The following is a 16,025-nucleotide window of genomic DNA, read 5'->3' as shown; positions in this document are numbered from 1 at the left end:
ATGCGCCCTCTAAAGAAACTCGTAAGTGCTGTGTTAGTCACCTTGTCTATCCCCGTGATAGCTCAGGTGCAGAAACCTGCAGATTCAATTACAGTTGCAATAGCACCTGAGTACAATAGCGTAAGCAGCTTTCATAGGTTTTGGCTTGGCGAAAGCTATCGCCAGATATGGGCAACGCCTGTAAAAATTCGGATTATTGACCTTCAGAAAGAAAAGGGTGGATTAAAAATCGTTAAACTCGGTGGTGGTATGCAAACCCGTTCCTTGCGGTTAGTAGATCCAACTGGCAGAGAGTATGTTTTAAGGACTATACAGAAATATCCTGAACAAGGCTTGCCTGAAAGCTTAAGACCAACCATTGCTAAGGATATTGCCCAGGATCAGGTATCTACGAATCATCCTTTTGCAGCTTTGATTGTACCTCCTTTAACTGATGCACTAGAAATCCCTCATTCCAAACCAGAAATTGTTTATGTGGGAGATGATCAGGGGCTTGGAGAGTACAGAGAGAAATTCGCCAATGCTGCTTATCTGTTAGAACCAAGATCTCCTTTTGAGGAAGAAACAGACAATACAGCCAAAGTACAACGCAAGATACAAGAAGACAATGACCATAGGTCAGATCAGAAGCTAACACTAAGGGCCAGACTCCTTGATTTTGTTTTAGGAGATTGGGACAGACACGAAGATAACTGGCGTTGGCTGGCTCAAAAAGAAAAGGGAGAAACCACTTATATTCCTGTTCCCAGGGATAGAGATAAAGTGTTTTATAAAACATCGGGAGTATTCCCATGGATATTGAACCACCAATGGCTAAAATCTCATTTGCAGCCTTATAGTGATAACATTAGAGATGTAAACCATTGGAACTTCAATGAGCGGTATTTCGATAGGTATTTTTTAAATGAGCTTAATGAGCAGGACTGGAAGGATGCAGTTAAGTTTATTCAACAGGGGTTAACTGATGACCTAATCAATACTGCCTTCAGAAAGATGCCTGATACAGTATTTAAACTTAGCGGCAATCAACTGATTGGTCACTTTAAATCAAGAAGAGACAAGTTGGATACACTTGCTTTACAATACTATAAGTTCTTATCCATAAATGTTGATGTACCTACTTCTGATAAAAAGGAGTTCTTTGATGTCAATTATGCCGATAACGGAAACGTAGAGGTCACTGTATATAATATCAATAAGGAAGGTAAAAACGGACGATTGGTATATAAAAGAACTTTCGATCCTAATGTAACTAAAGAGGTTAGGTTATTCGCTATGGCAGGAGAAGATGTCTTTTCTGTTAGAGGGAAAGAAAATTCTAAAATCAAAGTCAGAATGATAGGAGGTGGTGATGCTGATAAGTTTGAAATAGCACAAGATGTTTCAAATAAGCCTTACATCTACGACCGTTCCGATGAGTCTAACCAATTTCCGGATAACGCTATGGCCAAGATGCGTCTTGCAAAAGATACCCTTGTAAACAAATTTGATAAGAATTCTTTTCTATATGACAGATCTGGGGTTCTTTTTAATCTGAATTATAATATAGATCAGGGAATACAGATTGGTTTGGGCTACATTATAGAGAAACAAGGTTTTAGAAAAGACCCATATGCATCAAAACATGAATTTTGGGCTAACTATTCAACCGGAAGGAAATCGTTTATCCTGGATTATCTGGGTGATTTTAAAAAGGCAGTAGGCAAAAACGACATAATTGTACATGCAAATTTACTGGGGCCTAATAACTTAAGTAATTTCTTCGGAATTGGAAATAATACACAATATCTCCATGAGCATGATGATGATAACGACGAGTCAGATCGTGAAGATGGAATCTCTTATTACAGAAATCGTTATGACTACTTAAATGTAGATGTAAGGCTAAGCAGAAAGTTGAATAAACACCTAAGAATAGAAGGTGGTGTGTTAGGCTCGTTCTATACCAGTACAGAATCAGGAAATGAAGAGCGCTTCTTTACTGACTACAATGCCGCTAATCCATCAGAAGAGATCTTTTCGGATAAATACTATGCCGGTTTTGTAGCAGGATGGACCTATGATAGTCGTGATAATATAACTAACCCTAAAAAAGGTTTATACTGGAAAACATCTTTAACAGCACAACAAAGGGTTGATAAAACCAATGATAAGTATGGCGCTGTAACTTCTGAATTTCGTTTCTATATTAACCCCGGAAAATCAGGATTGGTATTCGCAAATAGGATAGGAGGAGGTACTGTTATCGGTGCTCCGGCTTTCTTTCAGCACATGCAGATTGGCGGCGTTAATAGTTTAAGAGGTTTTAACAGTAAAAGATTTACCGGGACTACAATGGCTTACCATAACCTTGATATGAGGTTGAAGCTGTTTAATTTCACTTCCTATCTGGTTCCCGGAACTGTTGGGATGATCGGTTTTAATGATGTAGGTAGGGTATGGGAAAAAGGAGAATCATCTTCAAGATGGCACCATGGTTATGGTGGTGGATTGTATGTGATTCCGGGTGAGGTAATTTTGATACAGGCGACAGTGGGATTCTCTAGGGAAGCAACAATGCCGTATTTTTCAATAGGATTTAACTTTTAGAAGTTTGACTGTAAATAGAAAGGCCCTTTACCATATTGATGAAAAGGGCCTTCTTATTTACTCTGCTTCGTGATCAACCAAAATCTTTATTTCGTGATCAGAAACGGTAATCAGGCGATCTTTATATAATCCCCCAATTACCTTCTTAAATGCGTTCTTGCTAATCTTAAATCTTGCATATATTTCTTCAGGAGAGCTTTTATCACCTAGAGGGATTACCCCACCGCTCTCTTTTAAATCTTCCAATACGCTATCTTTTGTATCAAGGATATGGCCATAACCCATTGGTTGCAGACTTAAATCAATCTTACCACCAACACGGATTTTTTTAATCCAACCCTTTCTAACTTCACCTGGATTAAGCACATCAAACAACTCGTTGGTATATAATAGCCCAATATATTTGTTGTCAACGATGGCATTGTACCCAAGATCAGAACGATCTACAATAAGTAGACTCACTTCATCACCCTCTTCTAAATCTATGTCTTCCTCTTCAACAAAGTTGGTTAATCTGGAAGAAGCAACCATACGGTCATTACTTTCGTCAAGAAAAACATAAACTACATGGCGATCTCCTTTAAACATTGGACGTTTTTGTTCTCTTTTAGGAACATAAATATCCTTATCAAGGCCCAGATCCATAAAAGCCCCATCTTCACTGTCATCAACAACAGTTAAATAAGCAAAGTCGCCAACACATGCCAAAGGTTTTTTTGTAGTACCCATTAATCTGCCATCTTTGTGGACATAAACGAACACGGTTATGTTATCCCCGATTTCGGCATTCTTTGGAACATCATTATAAGGAAGTAATACTTCTTTCTCCCCTTCGGTTAAAATAAGTCCTGCTTCTGTTTTAGTTATTATTCTTAAATCGTTGTATTGTCCTATTGCTATCATGGTCACTATGTTGAGTCATTTCTGATAAGCCAGAAATGACTGTATTTCTTTATGAATTGCAAAGGTAACATTACTGAGTGGGTAAATTGCTAAGAGAGCCTGCCTCAATGCAAAAATACTTTTCAATCGTGAGCGCAGCATGATAAGGAATGTCCTCTTTTGAGTCAATTGGTATGTTGCTATAGTTGTCTAATGTGTTTATACACTTGCCAATTAGCTTAGGTAATTCCCTTCTCATAGACTTATAGCCACTATGAGTTAGGTTATTCATTAGTTCCTGAATTTTGAATTTCTTTTCCCCGCCCTTGTCTATAACCTTTTTCCCCGGCTTTTTTTTGCCTGTAGTACTGCCTTCAGTTTTTTTACTTATACCGTTTTTGTTTACAATCTGTTTTTTCATCTAAATTTTTGAGGTTTTTTATGAGTTATTTAAGATTGTAGATCTACACTGCAAGTCTATATAGAAAAGGATATATAGTGGTTAAAATATTGAAAGAAATTTTAGCTTATCTATTGAGGCTTAGGATATACATCTGAGCATCTGTTTTTTCTTTTAGCAGGTTATAAGCAATCCTACTTCTTAAACCGCTTGTACAGCAAAGCACAATTTTCTTATCCGTAGGGATGGTGTGAAGGTGGTCGTTGAGTTCGTACAATGGGAAATTAGATCCACCTATGTTGTATTCCTCATACTCAAAATCCTCCCTCACATCAATTAAAAACAAAGACTCTTTTAATTCTTCAAATGCTTCTGGAGTTATTTCCTCATAGTCATTTATGGCGTTTTTATCCGAAACAGATTGGGATTCTGGTTTAACCAATTTCTCCTTTTTACTTATATTAAGAATTAGGGAAGAATTATCCAGCGCATTAATAATAAGTAATTTACCAGATAGCACTTCGCCAAACCCACAAATTAATTTAATGGTTTCATTAGCCATATAGCTGCCTATTATGCCAGGCAAAGTGCCAATTACGCCGCCTTCATCACAGTTTGGGACCTCATCGGCAGGGGGAGGCTCAGGAAACAACGACCTATAATCGCCACCTCCATTGTAATTAAACACAGATACCTGACCTTCAAACTTAAATATAGAACCAAATACCAGTGGCTTGTTTAAAGCAACACAGGTGTCATTAACCAGGTAACGGGTAGGGAAATTGTCGGAGCCATCTACAACTAAATCATACTCCTGAACTAATGAATTGGCATTAGCTGAGTCAATTTTAAAAGGATAAGAAAGGAAACTAACATGCGGATTAAGTAATTTCAGCTTGCTTACCGAGGTATCGGCTTTACTTTTACCTACATCAGTACTGTTGAACAGAATTTGCCTGTGTAAGTTACTCTCATCAACCGTATCATGATCAACAACACCAATTTTTCCTATTCCTGCTGCGGCAAGATAAAGTAAGACTGGAGAACCTAAGCCACCAGCCCCAATAACCAATATTTTAGCCGCTTTTAGCTTTTGCTGACCTTCTACGCTCAGTTCCGGTAGTAGTATTTGTCTGTTATATCTCTTTAGTTCAGCGCTATCCATAGCCAATTTAGTTTTTAGTTAAGCTAACATCCCAGTCTTTCCATACCGGTTCATAACCTTGAGAGCTGATCATTTGAGCTATCTCTTTCGCGTTGCGTTCATCAGAAATCTCAAACTGTTCTAATGATTGAGGTTCAACAGCATACCCACCAGGGTTAGTTTTAGAACCTGCACTTATAGATGTGATCCCTAATTTCACTATATTATTTCTAAAAACGATGGATTCACGTGTAGAAATTGATAATTCCACCTCTTCATTAAACAATCGGTATGCGCAGATCAGTTGAACAAGCTCTTTGTCATTCATCACAACTTTAGGTTCCAAACCTCCACTAAATGGGCGTAAGCGAGGAAATGAGATGCTGTATTTTGTCTGCCAGTACCTTTTTTCGAGGTAATTTAAATGCATTGCGGTAAAAAAAGAATCAGTTCTCCAATCCTCCAAACCTATCAGCACACCTAGTCCCATTTTATGGATTCCAGCCTCACCCAATCTGTCGGGCGTTTCCAATCTATATTGAAAATTAGACTTTTTCCCCTTTGGGTGGTGCTTTTTATAGTCTTCCTGATGGTAAGTTTCCTGATAAACAAGAACCGTATTTAGTCCATAAGGCGTAAGTTCTTCATAATCTTCAGTATCCAATGGCTGAACTTCCATTGATATATGAGAGAAATGAGGCTTGATAAGCTCCAATACCTTTTTAAAGTATTCGGTATGGACAGTTTGATTTGCCTCACCGGTAACCAATAAAACATGGTCGTAGCCCATATCTTTGATAACAGCTACTTCCTGCATAATCTCCATTGGAGTAAGCGTTTTCCTCCTAACCTTATTGTCGTAACTAAACCCGCAATAAGTGCAAATGTTATTGCATTCGTTAGAAAGATATAGCGGTACGTACATCTGGATGGCCTTGCCGAAGCGCTTAAGGGTTAGCTGCTGACTAAGCTGCGCCATTTGCTCCAGGTAAGGAGCTGCTGCCGGAGAAATGAGCGCTTTAAAATCCTCTAATGTTCTTTGAGAAGAATTTAAGGCACGCTCCACATCCGCGCTGGTTTTGGCGTAAATGCTTTTGCTGGTTTCTTCCCAGCTACAGGATTTGAAGAGTTCGGTGAAGTTAGTCATCTAAGAATGAGGTTAGTGGGCTGCTTGCTACAGCATGTAAATTAACAGAGCCAAGCTTGGCTTCAAAAGCCATTCTACCTGCCTCAATGGCTATTTTAAAAGCTCTGGCCATTAGCTCAGGATTTTGAGATACTGCGATGGCTGTGTTTACTAAAACCGCATCAGCGCCGATTTCCATAGCTTTAGCTGCATCAGAAGGAGCGCCAATTCCGGCATCAATAATTACGGGTACATTACTTTGACTGATAATAATTTCTAAAAAGTCTATTGTTTTTAAACCTTTATTGCTGCCAATAGGAGAGCCCAATGGCATTACTGCCGATGTACCTGCATCTTCCAATCGTTTGCACAAAACCGGATCTGCATGTATGTAGGGAAGTACAATGAAACCTAATTTTGCCAGCTCTTCTGTAGCCTTTAGTGTTTCAATTGGGTCGGGCATTAGGTATTTTGGGTCTGGATGAATCTCCAACTTAATCCAGTTGGTTTCTAATGATTCTCTGGCCATTTGAGCTGCAAAAACTGCCTCTTTCGCATTGCGAACACCAGAAGTATTCGGTAAAAGGTTAATATGAGGATGATTTAAGTGAATTAAAATATCATCATCATTGTCTTTCAAATCGACCCTTTTTAGCGCAACAGTTACCAGTTCCGATTCCGAAGCAAGTAATGCTCTTTCCATTTCAGTAGCCGAGCTGAACTTGCCGGTTCCAGTAAACAGGCGGGATTTAAATATCTTATCTGCTATTTTTAACATAATGATTTAGTTGTTAACCGGGTTTAAAATCTTCAAAGCACCATATATTTGAGCAAGCTCAGCCGCAGGATCTATAGCGTTTGTTAATGCTCCAGATAGTGCTACGCCATGCGCCCCGGTGGTCATAATCAAAGGAATATCTGCCAATTCAATACCTCCAATGGCAATAATAGGAGTGGTGATGCCCGATATAGAAACCTGTTCCATAATTACCTCGTACCCCTCTAAACCGATTATTGGGCTTAAATTCTGTTTGGTATTGGTAAAGCGATATGGGCCTAATCCAATATAATCAGCACCTTCAGCCACCCTTTGTTTAACATGATCAAAGGTGTTAGCCGTACCGCCAATAACCATTTGCTCACCAACAATGGTTCTTGCCTCAGCAATTGGCATATCAGTTAAACCTAAATGCAGCCCATAAGCTTCAGCTTTTAGCGCAATTAGTGGATGATCATTTACAATTAACCTCGCTCCATAAGCTCTACAAAGCGCATTAGCTTTAATAGCCAATTCAAGAATAACCTCTTCAGGCTTGTTTTTAACCCTCAATTGTATCCATTTCGCACCTGAAATAAGCGTTTTATCAATAGCTTCAAGGTGACTGATATTGTCAGTTTCCTGCGATATATAATGTAGTTTATCAATCATAATGAGTGGTACCCAAGTAGGGTGCTATTACTGTTTAAGAATTTTTCGATGTATAATTTAGCGGCGCTGCAAGCTTGTTTTAAGGGATAACCCAATGCTACATTTGCAGCAATGGCTGCGGATAAAACACATCCAGAGCCATGTTTTTGATGAACATCAGCAATTCTTGGACTAAATTCATGGATGTTGCCGCCCTCATACAAATAATCAGTGCCTCTCAAAGCTGGGTTATGACCTCCTTTTAATAAAACAGGACAGTACTCAGCCCAAAGGCTTATCGACTCTATTTGCCCGCCTAAACTCATCATTTCATTGTAGTTCGGAGTAATCAGGTCTATTTGTTTAAGCACAGGTGCTAATGCCTGTATTCCATTTGCCCAATCGTGAAACTCGTACCCGGAGCTTGACTTTAATACAGGGTCAATAATGATTTTTATATCAGGTGCTTTTGATTTGATAAAACCAACCACTTCATGCAAAACAGAAACATCTTTGATTAGCCCTATTTTACAAGCTACCACTTTAAACTTAGTCATTAAAGGCTCAAGTTGTGCAATGATTTGAAATGAATCTAACCAGTCGTTCTGTAAAAGTTCACTATCTGTTTGTACGGTTAACGCACTGCAGATACCGAAACCATAAACCTGATGCTGCTCAAAGCACTTTACATCTGCCAAAACACCGGCACCGGCACTTGGGTCAAAGCCAGCAATACTAATTGCGTATGGTCTGTTTGCTAACATCTTTCCTTTATACTTTTAAAATTGCTTAAGGCTTTCGAAGGATCATTCCAAATAAAACCCAATAGTGCAAGACCGTCAAATCCCATTAAACTAACTTCATCAAAGTTTGATGTATTAATTCCGCCGAGCGCTATCAACTTTGTGTTGCTTAAGCGCAGGTGTAACCTAAAATTGGCACCAAGTACACCAGCATACCCCGGTTTGGATATGCTGTTAAATACCGGTCCAAAAAAAGTATAATCAAATCCTTTCAAATCTTTGATGTCTTCAAGTTGATGGATGGAAGTGCTTAATACCGTGTCTTTAAAATTAAGCCCTGTTTTAGCTTGCTGTAATTGCTTTCTCTGCTGCTCCTTGTAATGCAATCGGTTAATCCCAAAATCGGCTGTAAGGCCATGAAACTGATGCAAGGCGATCCTGTTGTGATATACTTCATCAATTTCGGAAATCAACTGCTTGCAATACGATCTAGTACCTGAATTTTTTCTTAAATGAAATACATCTAATCCATTTTCAAACAATGTATTAATTATCTTAGCTTCATTACTAAGGGTAGAAGGGGTAGAAATTACAATTACATTCATCTACAAATAGATTTCGCTGCCTTTTTCAGCAAATTCTTTAGATTTTTCTTCCATTCCTTTGGTTAATGCATCTTGCTCATCAACGCCTTGTTTTGCTGCATATTCCCTAACATCCTGTGTAATTTTCATCGAGCAGAAGTTTGGTCCACACATAGAGCAAAAGTGAGCGATCTTAGCACCATCTGCAGGTAAGGTTTCATCATGAAATTCCTTTGCTGTATCTGGATCAAGCGAAAGATTAAACTGATCTTCCCATCTAAACTCAAATCTGGCCTTACTTAATGCATTGTCTCTGTATTGTGCACCTGGGTGACCTTTTGCTAAATCGGCAGCATGAGCAGCAATTTTATAGGTAATTACACCATCCTTAACATCCTTTTTGTTAGGTAAGCCAAGGTGTTCTTTTGGCGTAACATAGCACAACATTGCAGTTCCAAACCAACCTATCATTGCAGCGCCAATGGCCGAAGTAATGTGATCATAACCCGGAGCAATATCAGTAGTCAATGGACCTAAAGTGTAGAAAGGAGCTTCAGAACAATGTTCCAGCTGTTTCTCCATGTTTTCTTTAATCAGGTGCATTGGCACGTGACCAGGCCCCTCAATGATGGTCTGTATATCATGCTTCCATGCAATTTTGGTTAATTCACCAAGCGTTTCCAATTCAGCAAACTGAGCTTCATCATTAGCGTCGGCAATACAACCCGGTCTTAAGCCATCACCCAGAGAGAAGGCAACATCATAAGCTTTCATGATCTCGCAGATCTCCTCAAAATGAGTATACAAGAAGCTTTCCTTGTGATGTGCAAGGCACCATTTCGCCATAATTGATCCACCTCTGGATACAATACCGGTTACTCTTTTTGCAGTAAGCGGGATGTAGCGCAACAACACACCTGCATGTATAGTGAAGTAATCTACACCTTGTTCTGCTTGTTCAATTAAAGTATCTCTGAAGATCTCCCAAGTCAAATCTTCGGCTTTTCCATTCACTTTTTCTAATGCCTGATAGATTGGAACTGTTCCAATAGGAACTGGTGAATTACGAATAATCCATTCGCGGGTTTCGTGAATGTTTTTTCCGGTCGATAAGTCCATTATCGTATCCGCACCCCACCTGCAAGCCCATACCGCTTTTTCAACTTCTTCTTCAATAGAAGAGGTTACGGCCGAATTACCAATGTTGGCATTGATTTTAACCAGGAAATTACGGCCAATAATCATTGGCTCTAACTCAGGGTGGTTAATGTTGCAAGGAATTACAGCTCTACCCGAAGCTACTTCAGCGCGTACAAACTCGGGTGTAATGTAGCCTTTAGGTGTGTTTGCTCCAAAGCTATGGCCTTTGTGTTGGTGGCTCATTACATCGTATTGAGCGCCTAATTGCTCATTTAAAAGGTCTATTCTTTGGTTCTCTCTAATGGCAATGTATTCCATTTCGGCAGTAATGATGCCTTTCTTCGCATAATGCATCTGCGAAACATTAGCGCCTTTTTTTGCCTTGTAGGGCTTATTGATATAGGCAAAACGCAATGAATCCAATTTGCTATCGGCCAAACGTTGCTGACCATAATCAGAAGAAATATGATCCAATTGATCTACATCCAGTCTGCCGGTTATCCATTTTTCTCTTAGTCTTGGTAAACCTTCCCTTACATCAATATGTGCGTTTGGGTCGGTATAAGGGCCACTGGTATCATAAATTGTTACCGGAGGGTTTGGTTCTGTTAAGCCGAAGCCATTGTGAATCTTGGTGTCGCTCAAAGTAATCTCGCGCATTGCAACTTCAATATCGTGCAATTGTCCTTTTACAAAAATCTTGCGTGAGGCAGGGAAGGGGCTGCGACTGATTACTTCTTCGGTTGGCGTTTTTTCACTTTTCATAAATGCTTTAATTTATAATGAAGGATTGATTTAATACTAGATTGGGTCATTAACCGCCCTGAGTGGCTTTAATGAGAATAACCTGATCGCCATGTTTTAACTCATGCTCGGCCCAGGTAGATTTAGAAATGATGGTTTGATTAATGGCTACAGCGATTCCTTTAGCTTGAACGTTAATAACAGACAGCATTTGTTCTACAGAACAAGGGTTGTTAAACTCGTAATTTTGTTGATTTACAGTTATTTCCATCTTTAAATAAATTGGAAAAACTATAGAGATTGCCCATAGCGGGACGAAAAGATAGCAATAGATTTGCTTCTACTTTTCCCTTCGGCAGTACTAACTGCATCAGGTTCAAAGGGTATATCTCAGCGCAAGGCACCCCTAAAGTTTTTTGTAAAGCTATGTTATTTTTTGGAAAAACAAATAGGTCGAGTTTAAAAACAAATGTTATCAAGTTTTAGTCCCTGCATTCCACAAGCTGGTTAATCACTGCCAGAATCCAATAAACAATTTTATCAAGTTCTATGAAAAAATAATCTAATTAACTTGCTAAATAGTTTTTTCAGCTCCAAAAGGAATGTTTACATTTGTATCCTATTAATTACGACTAGCTGCACTTTAGAGTGATTAATTTTATTTTTTCATCTCTTATTAATGATTTCAAACAGTAAACATAGGTTTTTCTTAAGCCTTTTCTTCTTTATCTCAGGGTTCAGCTTTGCTACCTGGGCATCAAGAATTCCAACGATTAAAACCGCATTTGGGTTTAATGAGGCGGAATTGGGGACTATTCTGTTGGCTATGCCGGTTGGTTCTTTAATCGGCTTACCAATTTCTGGATGGTTAGTATCTAAATATAATAGTCGCGTGCCATTGGCTGTAGGATATGCTTTAAATGCACTTTCGCTTGCTTTAATAGGAATTGCACACAATACTTTTAGTCTTGTTTTTGCTATATGTGTGTTCGCTTTTACGACCAGAATATTCAATATTTCGGTAAATACACAAACTTTGACACTACAAAAGAGGTTCGAAAAAAAAATAATAGGCTCGTTTCATGGGTTCTGGAGCATAGGTGGGATAGCTGGAATTGCGTTGTCTACACTGTTGCTAACCTTTGATGTAACCTTAGCCATACATTTCTCTATTGTTGCAGGGCTGATGTTGCTTGTAACTTTATATTCATATCAGTTTTTATTAAAAGGAGATAAGTCAGAAACTGGTAATAAGCTGATATTAAGTAAACCAGACCCTTATATATTTTACCTTGGTATAGTTGTGTTTTTATGCGCAATATGTGAAGGAGGGATGTTCGATTGGAGCGGAATTTACTTTCAGGAAGTATTAAATGCCTCCATATTTACTTACGGATACTTGATCTTTATGACATTTATGGCTGCTTCAAGGTTTCTGTCCGATTTCATTATCGTAAGAATTGGTATGCCAAAAACATACATTATGAGCGCTGCATTTATTGTGTCGGGAATTTCATTGGCAATCATATTTCCAACTTTCTGGACCGCAATGGTAGGCTTTTCACTTGTAGGATTTGGGACAGCCTCAATCATACCAATGTCGTATGCATTGGCAGGAGCTTCAAAAAAGTATTCGCCGGGTATGGCTATATCAATTATAGCTACTTATTCGATAACAGGCATGCTTTTAGGGCCTCCTTTAATAGGATACCTTGCGCATGCATTTAATTTAAGAGTATCCTTTGTTATTTTTGGTTTATGTGGCTTAATGCTTGTGCCGATAACCAAAATGTTTTTTAAACACCAAAGGATAGCTCTCGATATTAAATAAAAAACTAGACGTTTTGTATTGCATCGTTAGCATCATCGGCAGTGTTTTTAATTGCTGATTTTGCTTTTTCTAGTTCTGTATCTCTAAAGTCTTTAAATTCTTGCGAAACGGTGTTTACTTTGGTTTTAACATTGTCTACAACCTGATTTTTTAATCCACTAAGGCTTTGTTTTCCGTTATTGAAATTATCCTTAATGGAATGAAAACCATCTTTTACATTATCTGCAAGGTCTAAAGCTTTGTCAGATATTTTCTCTCTTGTTTTTTTTCCACTGTTAGGGGCAAATAAAATCCCTATAACAGCACCTACCGCTAATCCAGCTAATAGTCCTATTACTGCTCCTGTTTTGTCAGTTGGGACACTCGGGAAATTGGACAAACGGTTAGATATTAATTTTTTATAATTCATAATAGATGTTTTTTACTTAGATAGTAACACATTCCGTACCAGAGTGTTTTAATAAATTGAAATTTTATCATTTTGTGTAGCAGGCGCTTAAAAATCGTGTAATAGATAAAAAAAGAGTAGAGAGAAAACTATTATATTTAGTGTAAATATGAAAAGATGCTGCTTTTTTTTGGTTTTGTTTCTTATTCTTAACGGTGCAACAACTAGGTCTCAGTCTATTAATCCTGATAGTACACAACAGGTCTTTGCAGAGTTAGCAGTGGTGAAGAGACTGCTTCCTGTAGTGTATGGGGACATGCCTGATTCTGTGTCTGTAATTGGTAGTATGTTAAAGTTGGGTGCATGGAAGGAAGCTGATAGTTTGATTGAAGCTTTTAATCATAATACATTAGATTATCATTTACTTAAAGTTGATTACCTAATCTTAAATAATAAGTATAGAGAAGCAGAAGCTATAGTAACTCAAGTACTAAAGCAAGAACGTAAAAACGAAAGGGCATTGCTGTTAAAAGGCTTTTTAGAGATACAGGCATGGCGTATACTAAAAGCTGAAAATACTGCGAAGCAAGTACTTCAAAACAATCATGAAAGTGAAGAAGCATCTCTTTTGTTGGGTAGGGTTAAGTTGCTTCAAAAGGAGTATAAAAGTGCATTGCAAATTGCCAAAGAGATACAGCAAAAAAATCCAAAAAGTGCTAAAGCATATCTGCTTGAAGCTGATGTTTACTTTTGGGACCAGCATCCTGAGCAGGCCGAAAAGCCATTAATTAGATCACTTGAACTAGATCCTTTCAATGCAGATGCAAGATTTAGCTATGGTTATGCAATATGGAGAAGGGTAGATGCAACCCAGCTTAATGCTATGGCAGCTCAGTGGGAGCTGGCATTGGCGCTTAATCCGCTTCATTACCAAACCCACTGGCATTGGGGCAATGGCCATACCAATTTAACCTATGTGGATTATGTTGAGCCTAATGATGACATGGTTAGAAAAGCACTTTTAAAAGCTGACGATCTGATTAGGAAAAATGATGTGGAGGGAGCAATAGCCGTTACGAGAGCTGTAGAGAGACAGTACAGTGGCTCTGTTTTACCTTTGATGCATAGGGCCTCCATTTATTATAGTGCATTTGATCTTAATAGGGAAATGCGTCTCGATTCAGCAGAGCGTATTTTTAGAGCTGTTTTACTTAGAAAAAAGCATTACGGGCCAGCGCATAATGGCTTGTCGGCCGTTATTAAATCTAAACGGATTTCTTATCTGGATGCTTATGATTCAATTAATAAAACATTAGCTAATACTAGAATTACAGATATTAAGAATTTTACTAAAGTGTTTCCTGATGTCAGTTACTACCCTGGAGAAACGGCTAAGGCGATGGTTTGGAATCAATTATATTCTTCTGTCGCGTATTTTCCTTTTCTATCTAAGCAGGGTAGTACTTTTAAAATACCACCATTGCATCAGGATTTGGCAATAGCAATGAATGCTCCGGCTTTTAGGTACATGACTACCTTTGATAACAGGCAATGGATGGATATCAGAGGTGTTGGGAGTGGCGCTGCCGGAATAGAATATGTTGAGCGTGGAGCATTTATGGAGCGAAATGTGGTATTGCACGAGTACGTTCACTTGTTTCATGGCGCAGTATTAACGGATGCCGAAAATAGAAAGATCAGGGCATTGTACTATAATGCTATGAAAGAAAAGCGTACGCTAGATTATTATTCTCAAAACAATGAAAGCGAGTATTTTGCACAAACATACCCTGCGTATTTTGAACCTGTAAAGGTTCATCCGCTAGATTTTAAATCTATGAATACCACCTCAGATCTAAAATATAAAGATCCTGATATGTATAGTTTTCTGGATAAATTGATTGCTAAAGAAAAAGCCTATTTAGCGGGTGATAAGAAGGCCATGGCTAGCAATTGGGCGGATGTTTATGTTAATTTGGCTAGTCGTTCAGGTAATTCAAAAATAGCGGTAGCATATCTGGATACGGCTTTAACTTACGATGCTAAGTACCTACCTGCTTTTTTGAGCATTGCCAATCTGAAAATATACAATAAGGATTTCAATGGCGCAGAGCAGTGGTTAACAAAAGCACAGCGCATTGATGCCGGTTATGCTCCAATTTATGTTGTGTATGCTGATTTGGTGGCCGCTAAATCTACTGCACGACAGATTGGTCAGGAAGAATCTATTAAGCAACAAGCGGCTTATCTGCAACAATCTATTAAACTAGAAGATGATTTTCAGGAGTTGGCAAAGAACAATTTGCTACTTCGTGAAATGTATAGACGAAATGCCCGACTAAAAGAAGCCATTGAAGCTGCAGATCAATATGTTGAAACAGGAGCTACGGTATCTACCTATTTAAGAGACAGAAAAGATGAGGCTATTGCTTTTTCTGCATCATTAAAGGCTGCCCTTGGAGATACACTGCAGGTTTCCATTTTAAAGAAGCTGATCGATCAAAAGCCTCAAAACTTTGAACTTAGAACAATGTATGCGGATGCGCTTGCCGAAAACAAAAAGTACAGCGAGGCTATAGCTACCATAAAAGAGGCTCAAAGAATTTTAAAGGCATCCGGTAATGATAGGCCTGATTACAGCCTGAGAATTGCTGAATTTTATAATGAACTGAAGGATAGAGATAGCGTTAAAACATATTTGGAACCATTTTTAGTTGGCAAGTTGTATGTTAAAGGACTTAATCAATTGCGGTACATTAGGCTACTGGCCGAAACCGGATATAGAACCAGAGCATCAGAGTTACTAAAGAGGGTAAATACTACAGGCGACAATATTTATACTTCCGATTATCTGTACACTTTAGCAAAACTGCTACAGATTAATCAGAAAAAAGCAGAAAGTGTGATATTATACGAAAGGGCTATTGAGGTAAACTCCTATCACTTTGCAGCATATCAGGAGTTAATTGGTTATGCAAAAGAGAAAAAGCAAACCAAGAGGATCAATGAGTTGGAGTTAAAAATGCAAAATAACAACTTAAAATAA

General features: G+C 38.4%; 14 protein-coding genes and 1 riboswitch. Of the genes, 3 read left to right on the top strand and 11 right to left on the bottom strand.

Annotated features, from left to right (window positions below; all coding sequences use genetic code 11):
* Entirely contained in the window at window positions 1-2,589 is a 2,589-nt protein-coding gene (locus J1905_RS11890; protein WP_214227467.1) for a BamA/TamA family outer membrane protein, read from the top strand.
* A 57-nt stretch (window positions 2,590-2,646) separates the two neighbouring features.
* Here the strand turns inward: J1905_RS11890 and J1905_RS11885 are convergent, their stop codons facing one another.
* The 10 genes from J1905_RS11885 to thiS all read right to left on the bottom strand — a co-directional run bounded on the left by J1905_RS11885 (window position 2,647) and on the right by thiS (window position 11,031).
* Window positions 2,647-3,492 (bottom strand): CvfB family protein, encoded by an 846-nt coding sequence (locus J1905_RS11885; protein ID WP_214227466.1) that lies wholly within the window; start codon window positions 3,490-3,492, stop codon window positions 2,647-2,649.
* A 70-nt stretch (window positions 3,493-3,562) separates the two neighbouring features.
* Entirely contained in the window at window positions 3,563-3,892 is a 330-nt protein-coding gene (locus tag J1905_RS11880) for a hypothetical protein (RefSeq protein ID WP_214227465.1), read from the bottom strand.
* A 106-nt stretch (window positions 3,893-3,998) separates the two neighbouring features.
* A complete protein-coding gene (locus J1905_RS11875; protein ID WP_214227464.1) occupies window positions 3,999-5,036 on the bottom strand; it encodes a HesA/MoeB/ThiF family protein in 1,038 nt (345 codons plus the stop codon).
* 7 nt (window positions 5,037-5,043) lie between these two features.
* Window positions 5,044-6,162 (bottom strand): 2-iminoacetate synthase ThiH, encoded by a 1,119-nt coding sequence (gene thiH / locus J1905_RS11870; RefSeq protein WP_214227463.1) that lies wholly within the window; start codon window positions 6,160-6,162, stop codon window positions 5,044-5,046.
* Entirely contained in the window at window positions 6,155-6,919 is a 765-nt protein-coding gene (locus tag J1905_RS11865; RefSeq protein ID WP_214227462.1) for a thiazole synthase, read from the bottom strand. Before J1905_RS11865 ends, thiH begins: the two co-directional genes overlap by 8 nt.
* 6 nt (window positions 6,920-6,925) lie before the next feature.
* Window positions 6,926-7,570, bottom strand: a complete 645-nt coding sequence (locus tag J1905_RS11860) for a thiamine phosphate synthase (protein WP_214227461.1) — start codon at window positions 7,568-7,570, stop codon at window positions 6,926-6,928.
* A complete protein-coding gene (locus tag J1905_RS11855) occupies window positions 7,567-8,313 on the bottom strand; it encodes a hydroxymethylpyrimidine/phosphomethylpyrimidine kinase (protein WP_214227460.1) in 747 nt (248 codons plus the stop codon). The genes J1905_RS11860 and J1905_RS11855 overlap by 4 nt, the downstream gene beginning before the upstream one ends.
* Window positions 8,307-8,897: a thiamine phosphate synthase gene (locus J1905_RS11850; protein WP_214227459.1), complete on the bottom strand. Its 591-nt coding sequence runs from the start codon at window positions 8,895-8,897 to the stop codon at window positions 8,307-8,309. Before J1905_RS11850 ends, J1905_RS11855 begins: the two co-directional genes overlap by 7 nt.
* Window positions 8,898-10,781 carry a phosphomethylpyrimidine synthase ThiC gene (gene thiC / locus J1905_RS11845; RefSeq protein ID WP_214227458.1) on the bottom strand — a complete coding sequence of 628 codons (1,884 nt, stop codon included), beginning with the start codon at window positions 10,779-10,781 and terminating at the stop codon, window positions 8,898-8,900. It abuts the gene before it with no gap.
* 49 nt (window positions 10,782-10,830) lie between these two features.
* Window positions 10,831-11,031, bottom strand: a complete 201-nt coding sequence (gene thiS / locus J1905_RS11840) for a sulfur carrier protein ThiS (protein ID WP_214227457.1) — start codon at window positions 11,029-11,031, stop codon at window positions 10,831-10,833.
* Between the two features lie 59 nt (window positions 11,032-11,090).
* Window positions 11,091-11,178: riboswitch (TPP riboswitch) on the bottom strand.
* A gap of 261 nt (window positions 11,179-11,439) precedes the next feature.
* Between thiS and J1905_RS11835 the strand changes: the two genes are divergently transcribed.
* The gene (locus J1905_RS11835) at window positions 11,440-12,591 is read left to right on the top strand and encodes an MFS transporter (protein WP_214227456.1); all 1,152 of its coding nucleotides are present in this window, start codon (window positions 11,440-11,442) and stop codon (window positions 12,589-12,591) included.
* Window positions 12,592-12,595: 4 nt separating this feature from the next.
* Here J1905_RS11835 and J1905_RS11830 read toward each other — a convergent pair whose 3' ends face one another.
* Window positions 12,596-13,000, bottom strand: a complete 405-nt coding sequence (locus J1905_RS11830; RefSeq protein WP_214227455.1) for a YtxH domain-containing protein — start codon at window positions 12,998-13,000, stop codon at window positions 12,596-12,598.
* Between the two features lie 148 nt (window positions 13,001-13,148).
* Here J1905_RS11830 and J1905_RS11825 point away from each other — a divergent pair, with 148 nt between their 5' ends.
* On the top strand, window positions 13,149-16,025 hold the full coding sequence (locus J1905_RS11825; protein ID WP_214227454.1) for a tetratricopeptide repeat protein: 2,877 nt from the start codon (window positions 13,149-13,151) through the stop codon (window positions 16,023-16,025).

Source organism: Pedobacter sp. B4-66 (assembly GCF_018492665.1).
In the GTDB taxonomy this organism is placed as follows: Bacteria; Bacteroidota; Bacteroidia; order Sphingobacteriales; family Sphingobacteriaceae; genus Pedobacter.
This window is presented reverse-complemented; position numbering and strand designations above follow the sequence as displayed.